This is a genomic window from Achromobacter sp. ACM01, from assembly GCF_014851745.1.
GTDB classification, from domain to species: domain Bacteria; phylum Pseudomonadota; class Gammaproteobacteria; order Burkholderiales; family Burkholderiaceae_B; genus Achromobacter; species Achromobacter aegrifaciens.
Map to the genome: position 1 here is coordinate 356,572 of NZ_JACVAF010000005.1, position 13,505 is coordinate 370,076.

13 protein-coding genes are annotated in these 13,505 nt (G+C 69.0%); 7 read left to right on the plus strand and 6 right to left on the minus strand.

The window, feature by feature from the left end; translation table 11 throughout:
• Positions 1-2: 2 nt before the first annotated feature.
• Together IB268_RS24415 and IB268_RS24420 are read left to right on the plus strand one after the other, a co-directional pair.
• A complete protein-coding gene (locus IB268_RS24415; protein WP_082400854.1) occupies positions 3-1,028 on the plus strand; it encodes an FAD:protein FMN transferase in 1,026 nt (341 codons plus the stop codon).
• A gap of 4 nt (positions 1,029-1,032) precedes the next feature.
• Entirely contained in the window at positions 1,033-2,403 is a 1,371-nt protein-coding gene (locus IB268_RS24420) for a sulfite reductase subunit alpha (RefSeq protein ID WP_054452463.1), read from the plus strand.
• A gap of 7 nt (positions 2,404-2,410) precedes the next feature.
• Here the strand turns inward: IB268_RS24420 and IB268_RS24425 are convergent, their stop codons facing one another.
• On the minus strand, positions 2,411-3,370 hold the full coding sequence (locus IB268_RS24425; protein ID WP_054452466.1) for a tripartite tricarboxylate transporter substrate binding protein BugE: 960 nt from the start codon (positions 3,368-3,370) through the stop codon (positions 2,411-2,413).
• Positions 3,371-3,402: 32 nt separating this feature from the next.
• The gene (locus IB268_RS24430; protein WP_175164169.1) at positions 3,403-4,887 is read right to left on the minus strand and encodes an amidohydrolase family protein; all 1,485 of its coding nucleotides are present in this window, start codon (positions 4,885-4,887) and stop codon (positions 3,403-3,405) included.
• A 126-nt stretch (positions 4,888-5,013) separates the two neighbouring features.
• Here IB268_RS24430 and IB268_RS24435 point away from each other — a divergent pair, with 126 nt between their 5' ends.
• Positions 5,014-5,979, plus strand: a complete 966-nt coding sequence (locus tag IB268_RS24435) for a LysR family transcriptional regulator (protein ID WP_054452471.1) — start codon at positions 5,014-5,016, stop codon at positions 5,977-5,979.
• A gap of 18 nt (positions 5,980-5,997) precedes the next feature.
• On the opposite strand, the gene IB268_RS24440 is transcribed toward IB268_RS24435, so the two are convergent.
• Genes IB268_RS24440 through IB268_RS24450 form a run of 3 tightly spaced genes read right to left on the minus strand, consistent with a single transcriptional unit; the run spans position 5,998 to position 8,551 of the window.
• Complete coding sequence (locus tag IB268_RS24440) at positions 5,998-6,441, minus strand: SRPBCC family protein (RefSeq protein ID WP_054452474.1); 444 nt, start codon at positions 6,439-6,441, stop codon at positions 5,998-6,000.
• Positions 6,442-6,497: 56 nt separating this feature from the next.
• Positions 6,498-7,328 carry a phosphoenolpyruvate hydrolase family protein gene (locus IB268_RS24445; RefSeq protein WP_192354924.1) on the minus strand — a complete coding sequence of 277 codons (831 nt, stop codon included), beginning with the start codon at positions 7,326-7,328 and terminating at the stop codon, positions 6,498-6,500.
• Between the two features lie 11 nt (positions 7,329-7,339).
• Positions 7,340-8,551: a Tm-1-like ATP-binding domain-containing protein gene (locus IB268_RS24450; RefSeq protein ID WP_054452480.1), complete on the minus strand. Its 1,212-nt coding sequence runs from the start codon at positions 8,549-8,551 to the stop codon at positions 7,340-7,342.
• A gap of 147 nt (positions 8,552-8,698) precedes the next feature.
• Here IB268_RS24450 and IB268_RS24455 point away from each other — a divergent pair, with 147 nt between their 5' ends.
• Positions 8,699-9,346, plus strand: coding sequence for a TetR/AcrR family transcriptional regulator (locus tag IB268_RS24455; RefSeq protein ID WP_054453648.1), 648 nt, complete (start codon positions 8,699-8,701; stop codon positions 9,344-9,346).
• A gap of 6 nt (positions 9,347-9,352) precedes the next feature.
• Here the strand turns inward: IB268_RS24455 and IB268_RS24460 are convergent, their stop codons facing one another.
• Positions 9,353-10,171 carry an IclR family transcriptional regulator C-terminal domain-containing protein gene (locus IB268_RS24460; protein ID WP_119449285.1) on the minus strand — a complete coding sequence of 273 codons (819 nt, stop codon included), beginning with the start codon at positions 10,169-10,171 and terminating at the stop codon, positions 9,353-9,355.
• A 140-nt stretch (positions 10,172-10,311) separates the two neighbouring features.
• On the opposite strand from IB268_RS24460, the gene IB268_RS24465 reads away from it, so the two are divergent.
• From IB268_RS24465 to IB268_RS24475, 3 genes are all read left to right on the plus strand, one after another.
• The gene (locus IB268_RS24465; RefSeq protein WP_054452483.1) at positions 10,312-11,889 is read left to right on the plus strand and encodes an alkaline phosphatase family protein; all 1,578 of its coding nucleotides are present in this window, start codon (positions 10,312-10,314) and stop codon (positions 11,887-11,889) included.
• Positions 11,890-11,939: 50 nt separating this feature from the next.
• Positions 11,940-12,908 carry a tripartite tricarboxylate transporter substrate binding protein gene (locus IB268_RS24470; RefSeq protein WP_192354925.1) on the plus strand — a complete coding sequence of 323 codons (969 nt, stop codon included), beginning with the start codon at positions 11,940-11,942 and terminating at the stop codon, positions 12,906-12,908.
• Positions 12,909-12,979: 71 nt separating this feature from the next.
• A complete protein-coding gene (locus IB268_RS24475) occupies positions 12,980-13,474 on the plus strand; it encodes a hydroxyquinol 1,2-dioxygenase (protein ID WP_119449283.1) in 495 nt (164 codons plus the stop codon).
• Positions 13,475-13,505: the final 31 nt, after the last annotated feature.

Below are 13,505 nucleotides of genomic sequence, written 5' to 3' on the forward strand. Positions count from 1 at the left end.
GCATGGCCAACTCTCCTTCCTACGCCCAGCGCGGCGCGCCGGCCGCTGCCGTGCGCGTCGCCTATGGCGCCATGCCGGCAATGCCGGCGGCGCCCGCGGCGTTGGCCGGCGCCACCATGGGAACCACCTGGTCGGCGCGCATGGCGCTGCCGGCCGGACGCACGGAAGCCGCGGCGCGCCATGCCATCCAGGCGGCACTGGACGAAGTGGTCGCCCAGATGAGCACCTGGGAAGCGGATTCCGACATCACGCGCTACAACCAGGCCGCGGCCGGCTGGCAGGAATTGCCGGCGGAATTCTTCCATGTGCTGAGCCACGCGCTGGCGCTGGCCGGGGACACTGGCGGCGCGTATGACCCCACGGTAGGACCGCTGGTGAACGCCTGGGGATTCGGACCGCACCAGCGCGCCTTCGAGCCGCCCGCGCCTGCCGCCATCGAGGCGGCGCGCGCGCGCTGCGGCTGGCGCCGCGTGCGGCTCGACACCGAACGCCACGCCGCGCTGCAGCCGGGCGGCGCCTATCTGGATCTTTCCTCCATCGCCAAGGGTTACGGCGTGGACCGCGCCGCGATGGCGCTCGATGCCCTGGGCATCACCCAATACCTGGTCGAAGTGGGCGGCGAATTGCGCGCGCGCGGCAAACGGCCCGACGGCCAGCCCTGGCGCGTCGCGATCGAAGTGCCGGACGCGAGCGACGACCATGCGCTGGCCCTGCCGCTATCCGACCGCAGCATCGCCACCTCGGGCGATTACCGCCGCCACGCGGGCAACGGCGACGAGCGCTACGCCCACACCATCGATCCGCGCACCGGACTGCCGGTGCGCAACAATCTGGCCTCGGTCACCGTGCTGCATTCCGGATGCATGCAGGCCGACGCGCTCGCCACCGCCCTGACCGTGCTGGGCGAAGACGAGGGCCTGGCCTATGCGCGCCGCCACGATCTGGCGGCCTTGTTCATCCTGCGCGAGCGCGACGCCTGGCGCGTCGTCGCCACGCCCGCATTCCAGGCGCTTGCCGCCATAGCCTGACGACATGCCAGCAACCCGGTTGATCGCGGCAGCATGCGTGGTGGGCGCCTGGCTGCTTCTGTGCGTCTGGGCCCGCCGCCGCGCCAAGCGCCATCAGGCGCAGCAGGAGCAGGCCTTGCAAGCCCTGCAGGCGCCCGTCCCTGAAGACACCTTGCTGATCGCCTATGCCACGCAGACCGGCTATGCCGAATCGCTGGCGGCGCAGACCGCCGAATCCCTGCGCGCGGGCGGCCTCGCCGTGCGCGTGGCCTCGCTGGAACAGCTGGATGCCAAGCGTCTTGCGGCGTATCGCCGCATGCTGTTCGTGGTCAGCACCTATGGCGAAGGCGATCCGCCCGACGCCGCCGCGGCCTTCGCCGAACAGATGCAGCAGACGGTCCCGGCGCTGGCCGGCGCGCATTACGCGGTGCTGGCACTGGGCGACAGCGAATACGCCCAGTTCTGCGGCTTCGGCCATCGCCTGGACGACTGGCTGCACGCGCAGGGCGCGACGCCGCTGTTCGACCTGGTGGAAGTCGACAACGGCGACCCCGCCGCCCTGCGCCATTGGCAACACCACCTGGGCCTGCTGGCCGGACGCAGCGACCTGCCCGACTGGCAGGCGCCGGTGTACGAATCCTGGCGCCTGGCCGCGCGCGAGCAGCTCAATCCACATAGCCAGGGCGGCCCCTGCTACCTGCTGACGCTGACGCCGCCAGCCGATGGCGTGCGCGGCTGGCAGGCCGGCGACATCGCCGAGATCGGCCCGCGGCGCGAAGCCGGCGGCCCCTTGCTCGCGCATCGCGAATACTCGATCGCATCGCTGCCGGAAGACGGTTCGATCCAGTTGCTGGTGCGCCAGATGCGCGGCGCCGATGGCGCGCTGGGCCTGGGCAGCGGCTGGCTCACCTACATCGCCCAGCCCGGCGACGCGATCGACCTGCGCGTGCGCGTCAACCGCAATTTCCACGCCCCTGCCGACGACCGTCCGCTGCTGCTGGTGGGCAACGGCACCGGCCTGGCCGGCCTGCGCGCGCTGATCAAGGCGCGCCGCGCCGCGGGCCGCCGTCGCAACTGGCTGGTGTTCGGCGAACGCAATGCGGCGCATGACTGGTTCTGCCGGGAAGAGATCGACGCGTGGCGCGCCGACGGCACGCTGGAACGCGTGGACGCGGTGTTCTCGCGCGATCAGGCCGACCGCCGCTACGTGCAGCACCATCTGCGCGATGAGGCCCAGGCCGTGCGCGCCTGGGCCGATGCCGGCGCCGCGATCTACGTCTGCGGCAGCCTGCAAGGCATGGCCGGCGGCGTGGACGCCGCCCTGCAGGACATACTGGGCGCCGCGCGCCTGCAGGCCATGCAGCGCGACGGCCGCTACCGCCGCGACGTGTACTGAGCTGTGTTTACTGCAGCTTGATATCGGCCTTCTCGATCACGGTCTTCCAGCGGTCGCGCTCGGCGCGGATCTGCTGGCCGAATTCGGCCGGAGTATTGCCCAGCGGGAACGCGCCCGTCTCTTCCATCTTGGCCGCGGTCGCCGGATCGCGCACGGCGCGGGCGAAGGCGTCGGCCAGCTTGTCGCGCACGTCGTCAGGCATGCCGGCAGGTCCCACCACGCCGTACCAGGCCGTCACGTCGTAATCCTTGTAACCCTGCTCCGCGAACGTCGGCACGTCCGGCAGACGCGGGTTGCGCTGGGCGCCGGTGATGGCCAGGGCGCGCAGGTGATTGCTCTTCAGATAGGGCAGCGACGACGGGAAATTGTCGAAGATCACCGGCACCACGCCGCCCACCGTATCGGTCAGCGCTGGCGCCGAACCGCGATAGGAAATGCTGTTCATCTTGCCGCCGATGATCTGCAGGAACCAGATCATGCCCAGGTCGTTCACGCCGCCCGCGCCGGCATTGGCATAGCCGTCCTTGTTGGGATTGGCGCGCACGTGCTCGACGAACTCGGCCAGCGTCTTGGCTGGAAACTGCGGATTCACGCTGAGGATGTTGGGGCTGGTGACCAGGTTGCTGACGGGCGTGAAATCCTTCACCGGATCGTAAGCCAGCTTGGGGAACAGGTGCGGCGCGGTGCCGTGCGTGCTGACGGTGGCCAGGCCCACGGTGTAGCCGTCCGGCTTGGCCCGTGCGGTGGCGGTCATGCCTATGGTGCCGGACGCGCCCGTGCGGTTCTCCACGACGATCTGCTGGCCCAGGATCTCGCCCGCCTTGGCGGCCGCAAGCCGGCCCACGATATCGGTCGGGCCGCCCGCCGGGAACGGCACGATCAGCGTGATGGGATGGTCGGGAAAAGCCGCGTGGGCGGCGGGCAGCATGGCGGCCAGCGCCAGGGCTACGCAAGTCTTGCGCATCATGGGTATGTCTCCTGTACGGATGGTTGGAATTCTTATGTGGCCGCGCCGGCGGCGGCTTGCGCCATTGCTTCACGGCGCAGGATCTTGCCGGGGCGGGCCATCCCGGGGCGGGCCATGCCGGCTTCGGCCGGGAAGACCTGCTGGCCGTTGACCAGCACGTGCTCCACGCCCGCGGAAGCCAGCGTCGGCGCCTCCCAGGTGGCGCGGTCCTCGACCGTGTCGGCGTCGAACACAACGATGTCGGCCCAGGCGCCCTCGCTCAGCTGGCCGCGCCCGGCCAGGCCGAACACGCGGGCCGGCAGGGAAGTCATCTTGGCGACCGCGGTCTCCAGCGTCATCAGCTCGGCCTCGCGCACGTAGCGGCCCAGCACGCGCGTAAAGCTGCCCCACAGCCGGGGATGCGGATGCGCGTCGTTGGGCAGGCCGTCCGAGCCCACCATGCAGCATTCGTGCTGGAAGATGCGCTGGACCTCGGCCTCGTCCATGGCGAAGTAGATCGCGCCCGCGGGACACAGCCGCTGCGCCGCGGTGGTCTTGTCGCAGCCCCAGCGCGCCGCAATGTCGCTGAGAAACTGGCCGCCGCATTCGGGATGGGGCGTGGACCAGGTGATGCGTATGTCCTCGATGGTCTCGGCGCGCTCTGGAATCAGGATGGTGGAGCTGCCGGGGTACGGGTAGATGTCCAGCGCCACCTCGACGCCCTCGCCACGCGCGCGGTCGATGTTGGCCAGCGTGGCGCGGCTCTTGCCCCAGTTCTGCGGCATCATGCATTTGTGGTGCGACAGCACGGTGGCGCAACCCGTGTTACGACCAACCGAGAGCACCTCGTCGACGGCCGCCTCGACCTCGTCGCCTTCGTTGCGGATATGGCTGGTATGCATGGCGCCGCGCGCCGCCGCCACCCGCGCAAGCCCCTCCAGTTCAGCGGGACGCGCCGCGCCGCCAGGCTGGTAGGCCAGGCCCGTGCTGAAGCCCACCGCGCCCGCGGCCAGGGCTTCGTCCAGCATGCGCTGCATGCTGTCCTGTTCTTCGGCCGTAGGCTGGGCCGCCGGGTCGCGCATGGCGGCCAGTCGCAGGTTGGCGTGCCCCACCAGGGCCGCCACATTGATCATGGGTTGCTGCGCGCGCAACTCGCCGAAATAGGCCTGCATGTCGGCGAACAGCGGCGTCTCCCCCAACAGGGCCAGCGCCGCGGCCGTATTGCCCGGCAAGGGCGCCGGGGCGCCGCTCACGCCGCAATTGCCCACCACCACCGAGGTGATGCCCTGGGTGGTCTTCCATTCCAGGCCGGGCCGCTCCACGAACATCAGGTCGTCGTGGCCATGCACATCGATGAAGCCGGGGGCCACGATCTTGCCGCGCGCGTCCACCCGGCGCGTGGCAGTCCTGCCCGACAGGTCGCCGATGGCGGCGATGCGCTCGCCCGCCACGCCCACGTCGGCGCGCCGACGTGGGCCGCCCAGGCCGTCGATGACCCAGCCGCCTTCAATGATCAGATCCAGAGGTTCCTGCCGCATGGTGCTCCCGCCTTGAGGGTGTCGCCGGCGGATACGCCAGGCCAGCGGACGCCGAAAGGGTCTAGTATCGTCGGCCGGATCAATCTGGGAAAATTGTTTTTATTGATCCATCTATCGCTATTTGAAATGAATCGTCTGCCCAAGCACGTCACCCTGAAGCACCTGACCGCCTTCGTCGCGGTGGCCCAGGAATCCAGCTTCACGCACGCGGCCAAGCGCCTCTTCCAGACGCAGTCGTCGGTGACCAGCCTGGTGCGGCAGCTGGAAGACGCGCTCGCCACGCAACTGTTCGCGCGCACCAGCCGGCGCGTGCTGCTGACGGCGGCCGGCGAGGAATTCCTGCCGCGCGTCATGCGGCTGCTGGCGGATTTCGATGGGGTGATAGACGACGTGCAGCGCTATGGCGCGCTGGAGCGCGGTCGGGTCGGGGTGGCGGCAGCGCCGTCTGCCATCACGCAGATCATCGCGCCCGCCGCCGCGGCGTTTTCCGCCCGCTACCCGGCGGTGCGCCTGTATCTCAGCGACGACAACTCCGGCCGCATCCAGCGCAAGGTCGCCGCGCGCGAGGTCGACTTCGGCCTGACCAGCCGCTGGGCCGACGCGCCCGGCCTGCAGTTCGACGCCCTGCTGGAAGATCGTTTCGGCGTGTTGTACCGGGAAGACGACGCCAGCCTGCGCCCCGCGCGCGACGGCACGATGCGCTGGTCGGACCTGGCCGGCCGCAAACTGGTGGGGGTGGTGGACGAGACCGGCATCATGGCGCTGTTGCGCGCCCGCGCCGACCTGCCGATAGAAGCCGGCGCGCCATTCTACGAAGCGTCCAGCACCACCTCGCAGGCGGCGCTGGTCCAGGCCGGCCTGGGCGTGGCGCTACTGCCTGCGCTGGCCGCGCAGCGGGTAATGGAGCCGGGACTGGCCTACGCATTGCTGGCGCGGCCCACTGTCGTGCGCACGGTCTGCATCATCCGGCACAAGGAATACCCCTTGAGCCCCGCCGCGCAGGCGCTGATTCGCGCCATCCACGACTACCTGCGCAGCGCGCCGCTGCCGGCCGGCTGCAAGCGCATGCCGGCCAAGGGTTTGAAAGCCTGAAAGACAGGCTCGGCGCGATCAGGCTCCGCGCAGCTTCTCATCCAGCGCCGCCAGCCCCGCCGCGAACACGTTGCGGCCCACGGCGTTGGCCACGTCGCTCAGCTCCGCGCCCTCGACGCGGAAATCCGCCCACCACTCCACCAGCGTGTGGCCGCCCTCGGTGACGGCATGCAGGGACACGCCGGCGATGTAGTCGCGCATGGGCAGGTCGGTCTCGATGATGGAGTAGCGCAGCGCCGTGCCCGGATCGTCCAGCATCAGCAACTGCTCGCGGACGAAACCGGAAGGCTTGAGCGACAGGTGCCGCACGCTGCCTACGGCGTCATGGCGGCCGCCCTCTTCCAGGCGGCTTTCGGCGATGCCGGGATGCCAGGCGGCCAGGCCGTTGAAGTCGCGGAAACTGGCCCAGACTTTCTGAAGCGGCGCGTGGATGATGGCGCTGACGTGTACGGTATGCGGCATGCGGACTCCTGCGGGCGCGCGGCCCAGGGATGGAGAAAACGTCGGAAGCGACGGAATCAGAACGTCAGGCTCTTGAACTCGCGCGTTGCCGCGGTCAGTGCCTGTTCAGTGGGCAGCCGCTCCATCGAGCTGGCGCCATAGAAGCCATGGCAATGCTTGCACGCGCGCAGCACGTAGGCTGCGTCTTCGGGCGTGGCGATGGGACCGCCGTGGCACAGCACGATGATATCCGGGCGCACCGCCAACGCGGCCGCGGCGATGCGGTCGATGGCCGCCACGCAACCGTCCAGCGTCTGCGCGGTCTCGGCGCCGATCGAGCCGCCGGTCGTCAGGCCCATATGGGCCACGATGATGTCGGCGCCGGCCTTCGTCATGGCGACGGCGTCGTCCTCATTGAACACGTAGGGCGTGGTCAGCATGCCCTTCTTGTGGGCCAGGCGGATCATGTCCACTTCCAGCGCGTAGCCCATGCCGGTCTCTTCCAGGTTGGCGCGGAAGGTGCCGTCGATGAGGCCCACGGTGGGAAAGTTCTGCACGCCGGCAAAGCCCTGGCGCTTGAGGTCGTCCAGGAACACGTCGAAATCGCAGAACGGATCGGTGCCATTGACGCCGGCCAGCACCGGCGTCTTCTTTACCACCGGCAGGACTTCGCGCCCCATGTCCACCACGATCTCGTTGGCGTTGCCATAAGCCAGAAGCCCCGCCAGCGACCCGCGCCCCGCCATGCGGTAGCGGCCCGAGTTATAGATCACGATCAGGTCGATGCCGCCCGCTTCCTCGCACTTGGCCGACAAGCCGGTGCCCGCGCCGCCGCCGACGATGGGCGTGCGCGAGCGCACCATGGCGCGATACTTGTCCATGAGTTCGTTGCGGTCAAAGCGCGGCATGGCGGCGGTCCTCAGTGTGTAGCGATTTCAAGAAATTGGTCGACCGCGGTCTGGGCGAAGAGCGGGTCGTTGATATGGCACGGCACGCGCACCAGACGGCGGTCGGCGGTCTGCACCAGATTCGCCTCCAGCGCCGCGTACAGCGCGGCGTCGGCTTCCGGATCCCAGAACGCCTGTCCCGGCGCGTCCAGCGCAGAGACGCCGCCCTCCGGGATCAGGAAGCGCACCGGGCCCTGGCATTGATTCAGCCTGGCGGCGATCCATTCGCCCTGGCGGGTGTTTTCTTCCACGGTGGTGCGCATCAGCGTCACCTGCGGATTGTGCGGATAGAACTTGCGGCCGCGGTAGCGTTCCGGAACGGTGTCCATGGCGCCGAAATTCACCATGTCCAGCGCGCCGCAGGAGCCCACGTAAGGCAGTCCGGTGCGGGCCACTGCGCCGAAGCGGTCCTCGGTGCAGGCCAGCACGCCGCCAAACAGGAAGTCGCAGACTTCGGTGGTGGTCAGGTCCAGCACGCCGCCCAGCAGATGGCTGTCCAGCAGCTTTTCCATCGACTGCCCGCCCGTGCCGGTGGCATGGAACACCAGGCAGTCGTAGCGGGACTCCAGCAGCGGCGTCACCTGCTGCACGCAGGCGGTGGTGACGCCGAACATGGTGATGCCCACGGCGGGCCGGCCGTCATCGGCCGTGGCGCTCGCCGCCTGTTTGAAGGCGCCGCCGATCGCGCCGGCGGCATTGGCCAGCACCCGGCGGGAAATGCGGTTCAGGCCCGCGACGTCGGTCACGGAATACATCATGGCGATGTCCGAGGGCCCGACATAGGGCGCGACATTGCCCGAGGCCATCGTCGACACCATCAGCTTGGGCGTGCCGATCGGCAGCGCGCGCATGGCGGGCGTGATCAGCGCGGTGCCGCCCGAGCCGCCCAGGCCCAGCAGCGCGCCTATCCCGGCGTTGCCGGCCGCGTAGCGTTCGAACGCCAGCGCCATGGCCGCGATGGCCGTGCCACGGTCGCCGGTGAAGACCGCGCCGGCGCCGCCCGGATGGCTGGCGGCCACCTCGCTGGCCTGCACCTGTGCCGCGCTGGCGGCGCCGGAAGTGGACACGTCCACCGACACCGGATCCAGTCCGTCCCGGCGCAGCAGGTCCATCACGTACTCAGCCTCTTGGCCCTTGGTGTCATAGGTGGCGGCCACGTAGACCCGCCGATTCGTATGCGTCATGACTCCTCCGCGGGCGGCTACACTCGGTGCGCGCCTCGATATGTGAGGCCGCGAGGCCTGTAGAATCTAGAAATGAGACGAAAGAATCATACTGAGACACCTGTCTCACGTCAAACTCCCGCCCCCTCCGCGGCCGGCACGGCGCGCCTGATCGCGCCGGCCAGTCCGCAAGCCGCCGCCAGCGGCGAACCGCCGCACGGGCCGCGCGCGCGCATGCGCAAGATCCTGCTGGATGCGGCGCAGCGGCTGATGGCCCAGGGCATCACGCCGTCGGTGGCCGAACTGGCCGAACACGCGCAGGTATCGCGCGCCACCGCCTATCGCTACTTTCCCAGCCAGAGCGCGCTGATCGCAGCCGTGGTGGACGAGAGCCTCGGGCCCATCCTGGCCTGGGACTCTGCCGCGCCCGACGCCGCCGACCGCATCGACGAACTGCTGCGCTTCGCCTACCCCCGGCTGGCAGCGCACGAAGCGCCGCTGCGCGCCGCCATCATGGTGTCGCTGCAGCAGCACGCCGAAGCCAGCGCCGGACGCGCCGCAACCGAACCGCGGCTGGTGCGCGGCCATCGCGTCGACATCCTCAGGCGCGCCATCGCGCCGCTGGCGCCCGAGCTGACCCCGGCCCAGCTGGACCGCGTGGCCCAGGCCTTGTCGCTGGTCTATGGGACGGAGGTGTTCCTGGTGTTGAAGGACATCTGGAAACTGGAGCTGGCCGAACTCACGGACGTAGCGCGCTGGACCGCCCGCGCCATCATCGCGCAGGCGCGCGCAGAGGCGAAGGCCGCCAAGGCCTGAACGGCTTCAATCGCGCCGGTTCATCCCGGCGGAGATGGCCCGCGCCGTACGGCACAGCGGCTCCAGGCACTGCTCCACCATCTGCCCGGCCGTGCGTACGCCCTGGATCCACACGATGTTGACGCAGCCGTAGAGCCGCCCCGGCGCGGCCAGGATAGGCAGGGCGATGGCCTCCAGCCTGTCGTTCTGGTCCTTGCGGGTCTTGTCGTAGTCGCCGCCAAAGCGCTGCTCGCGCAGGCCGTAGCCTTGGCGGCGTGTCTGCTCCAGCATTTTCTCCACGGCGGCGCAATCGTGGGCCAGCGCGTCGCCCTCGCGGCGGCTGCGGCGCAGCGCGGCCAGGATCGAATCGCGCTCTTTGTCGGCGCAGAACGCCAGATACGCGCGCCCCACTGCGGAGCGCAGCATGTTGATCTGGAAGCCGATGTTGTCGCGGCGGATGGTGAAGTACGACTGGCTGCGGTTGGTTTCGCGCACGATCATGGCGGTGCCGCGGCGCACCGTCAGGTCCGACGGCCACAGCACCTGCGCCTGCAGCCGGTCCAGCTCCGGCGCCGCGCACTGGCCCAGCAGATCCAGCACGCGCGCGCGCCGGCTGGGCTCGTTGAGCGAGCTGGCGGGGCAAAAATAGTCGTCCGCGATCCTCCGCCAGATCAGTCCGCGCAGTTGCAGCGTCGCCAGGATGCGCAGCAGCGTGGCCTTGGCGTAGCCGGTGCGCACATGCAGCTCCTGCAGGCTTGCGCCCTGCGTGGCGCGCACCTCGTCCAGCACGATCAGGCCGCGCTCCAGCGCGTCTATGGTCTTTACCTTCGGCGTCCAACGGCTCATTGCGCCCCCTCTTTCAGCACAACTGGAAATTTCACTCAGTGAAACTCTAGCAAAACCTGCTTGAGCCGCCCACCCCCCGCGAAATATCGTGGCGTCTAACGCAAGCCGCGGTGGCTGGCGGAACGGGAAGAGAGGCGGGAATGAGCGGACAGGCTGTACGCAATGTGCTCTGGATCATGTGCGACCAACTGCGCTGGGACTACCTGTCCTGCTATGGGCACCCGCGCCTGCGCACCCCCAATATCGATCGTCTGGCCGCCGAAGGCATGCGTTTCGACAATGCCTTCGTGCAGGGCCCGGTCTGCGGGCCGTCGCGCATGTCCTATTACACCGGCCGCTATGTCACCAGCCACGGTGCGGTGTGGAACTTCGTCCCCATGCCTGTCAGCGAAATGACGCTGGGCGACTACCTGCGCCCCCTGGGCGTGCGCGTGGCGGTGGCGGGCAAGACCCACGTGGAGGCCGACAGGTCCGGCATGCGGCGCCTGGGCATAGATCCGGCAAGCGCCAGCGGCCTGCTGGCCGCGCAAGGCGGCTTCGAGCCCTACGACCGCGACGACGGCATCTGGCCGCCGGGCTTCAGCGACGAATCGCACCACTACACGCAATACCTGCGCAAGCAAGGCTACGACGGCGCCAATCCCTGGCACGACCACGCCAACTCGGCGCTGGGCGCCAACGGCGAGATCCTGTCCGGCTGGAACATGCGCTATGCCGGCCTGCCGGCGCGCGTCGCGCAAGCCGACTCCGAAACGCCCTACATGACGCGGCGCGCGATCGAATTCATGGAGCAAAGCGGCGAGCAGCCCTGGGTGCTGCATCTGTCCTACATCAAGCCGCACTGGCCCTATGTCGCACCCGCGCCATACCACGCCATGTACTCGGCCGACGACATGCAACCCGCCAAACGCGCGGCGCGCGAACTCGAAAACGCGCATCCCGTGCTGCAGGGCTTTCGCCAGGCCGAGGTCAGCAGGAACTTTTCCTGCGACCAGGTGCGCGAGACCGTGATACCCACCTACATGGGCCTCATCAAGCAGGTCGACGACCAATTGGGCGTGCTGTTCGACTACCTGCGGCGCAGCGGCCGCGACCAGGACACCATGGTCATCTTCTGCAGCGACCATGGCGACTACCTGGGCGACCACTACCTGGGCGAGAAGGAACTGTTTCACGATTGCGTGGCCAAGGTGCCGCTGATCGTGCGTCTGCCCGGCGACGGCGCGCGCCGCGGCGTGGTGGAATCGCGGCTGGTGGAAGCGATCGACCTGGTGCCCACCATCCTGGACGCGCTGGGCGCCGAGATCCCCGACCACATCCTCGAAGGCCGTTCCCTGCTGCCGCTGCTGCGCGGCGAGGAACCCTCCGACTGGCGCCGCGCCGTGTTCTCGGAAAACAACTACGCGTTCCGCGACTTCGTGCGCGAACCGCTGGGCCGTCCCGCCGACGGCTGCCACACCATCATGGTGCGCGACCACGATTGGAAGTACGTCCATTTCGAAGGCCTGCGTCCGCAGCTGTTCGATTTGCGCGCCGACCCGGACGAGTACGACGACCTGGGCGCGGATCCCGCGCACGCGTCCGTGCGGGAACGCTACCAGGCCATGCTGTTCGACTGGCTGCGCAACCGCAGGATCCACCCCACCGTCAGCCACGCCGCCATGACGGGATGGACACGCAAGGAGGACTCGGTCGGCATCCATATCGGCAGGTGGTAGCGCAGCGCGCCCGGACCAGGGCGCCTGAAAAAATAAACTCAGGAGACAGCATGAAATCGCAATTACTTGCGCTGGCAGCCTGTATGGCCGCCAGCACGGCGTCGCACGTCCAGGCGCAGGAGGAGTGGCCCACGCGCGCCATCCGCATCGTGGTCGCCTTTCCCGCGGGATCGCCGGGCGACACCGCCGCGCGCATCGTGGCCGACGCCGTGGGGCAGTCGCTCAAGCAGCCGGTCATCGTCGAGAACCGCCCCGGCGCGGGCGGCAACATCGGCGCCGAAGCGGTGGTCCGTGCGCCCGCCGACGGCTACACCTTCCTCGAAGCGCCCGACACCGTCGTCACCATCAACCCCGCCATCTACCGCAAGCTGAATTTCAAGGCCGACGACCTGACGCCGGTGGTCGCGCTGGCGAACTTCAACCAGATGCTGGTGTGCTCGGCCGCCTCGGGCCTGCGCACGCTGACGCAGCTGGACGCGCAAGCCAAGAAGACGCCCGGCGCCCTCAGCTATGCCTCCGGCGGCCAGGGCGTGCCTGGCCATCTGGCGATGGAGCTCTATCTGTCGGGCGCCGGCCTGGACATCCTGCATGTCCCCTACAAGGGGCCGTCGCCCGCCACGCAGGACGTGCTGGCCGGCCAGGTGCCCTGCGGTTATCTGGCCTCGCCGGTGGTCGCGCCCTACGTTGCGGCCGGCAAGCTCTACGGGCTGGCGGTGTCGGGCAGCGCGCGCTCGGTCCAGGCGCCGGACGTGCCGACCATGCAGCAGGCCGGCGTGGCCGGCTACGACGCCACCTTCCGCGAAATGCTGTTCGCGCCCAAAGGCACGCCGGCCGCCATCGTGCAACGCATGAATACGGAGGTGGCGCGCGCCCTGGCGCTTCCGGAGGTGAAGCAGAAGCTGCAAGGCAACGACCTCGATCCGCAGCCCGAATCGCCCGACGCCACTGCGCTGCGCTTGCGCGAGGACGCCGCCAAATGGACCGGCGTCATCCGCAAGATCAATCTCAAGGTGGACTGAGACGCCCGCCCCTTTCCCCCGTCCGCGCCCTTTCCGCCGCGCGGGCTGCAGTACCCGACACAGGAGGCACCATGAACACCGCAACACCGACCACCGTCTTCGGCTCGCTCAAGGATTACCGCAAGGGCTCGATCGAGATCACGCAAGGCTCGCCGCGCCATTACGTCTTTTCCAACATTTTCGAGGTGGCCGCGAACTCGGCGCCCTACGAAAAGGTCGTCGTCGGCAAGAACCTGGAATACGTCATCGAAACGCTGCGCGCCGAAGGCGTATCGCCTTGGTACGCCTGCAGCCACGACGAGTTCGCGATCCTGATGGACGGCCAGGCCCAGGTCGAATTCCTGGCGCTGGACCAGCCGCCCCCCGCCGCTGACGGCACGGTGCTGGCGGGGACGGCCCCCGCCGGCAAGCCCATGGGCCGCGTGCTGCTGGGCCGCGGACACCAATGCCTATTGCCCGCCGGCTGCGCCTACCGCTTCACCGCACCGTATCCGGGCGTGCTGCTGATCCAGACCCGCGCCGGCGAATTGTCCGTCGAGAAGTGGGCGGACATCTGCCTGCAGTAAGCCGCCCCCCTTTTTCCTTTTCTGGAGTACC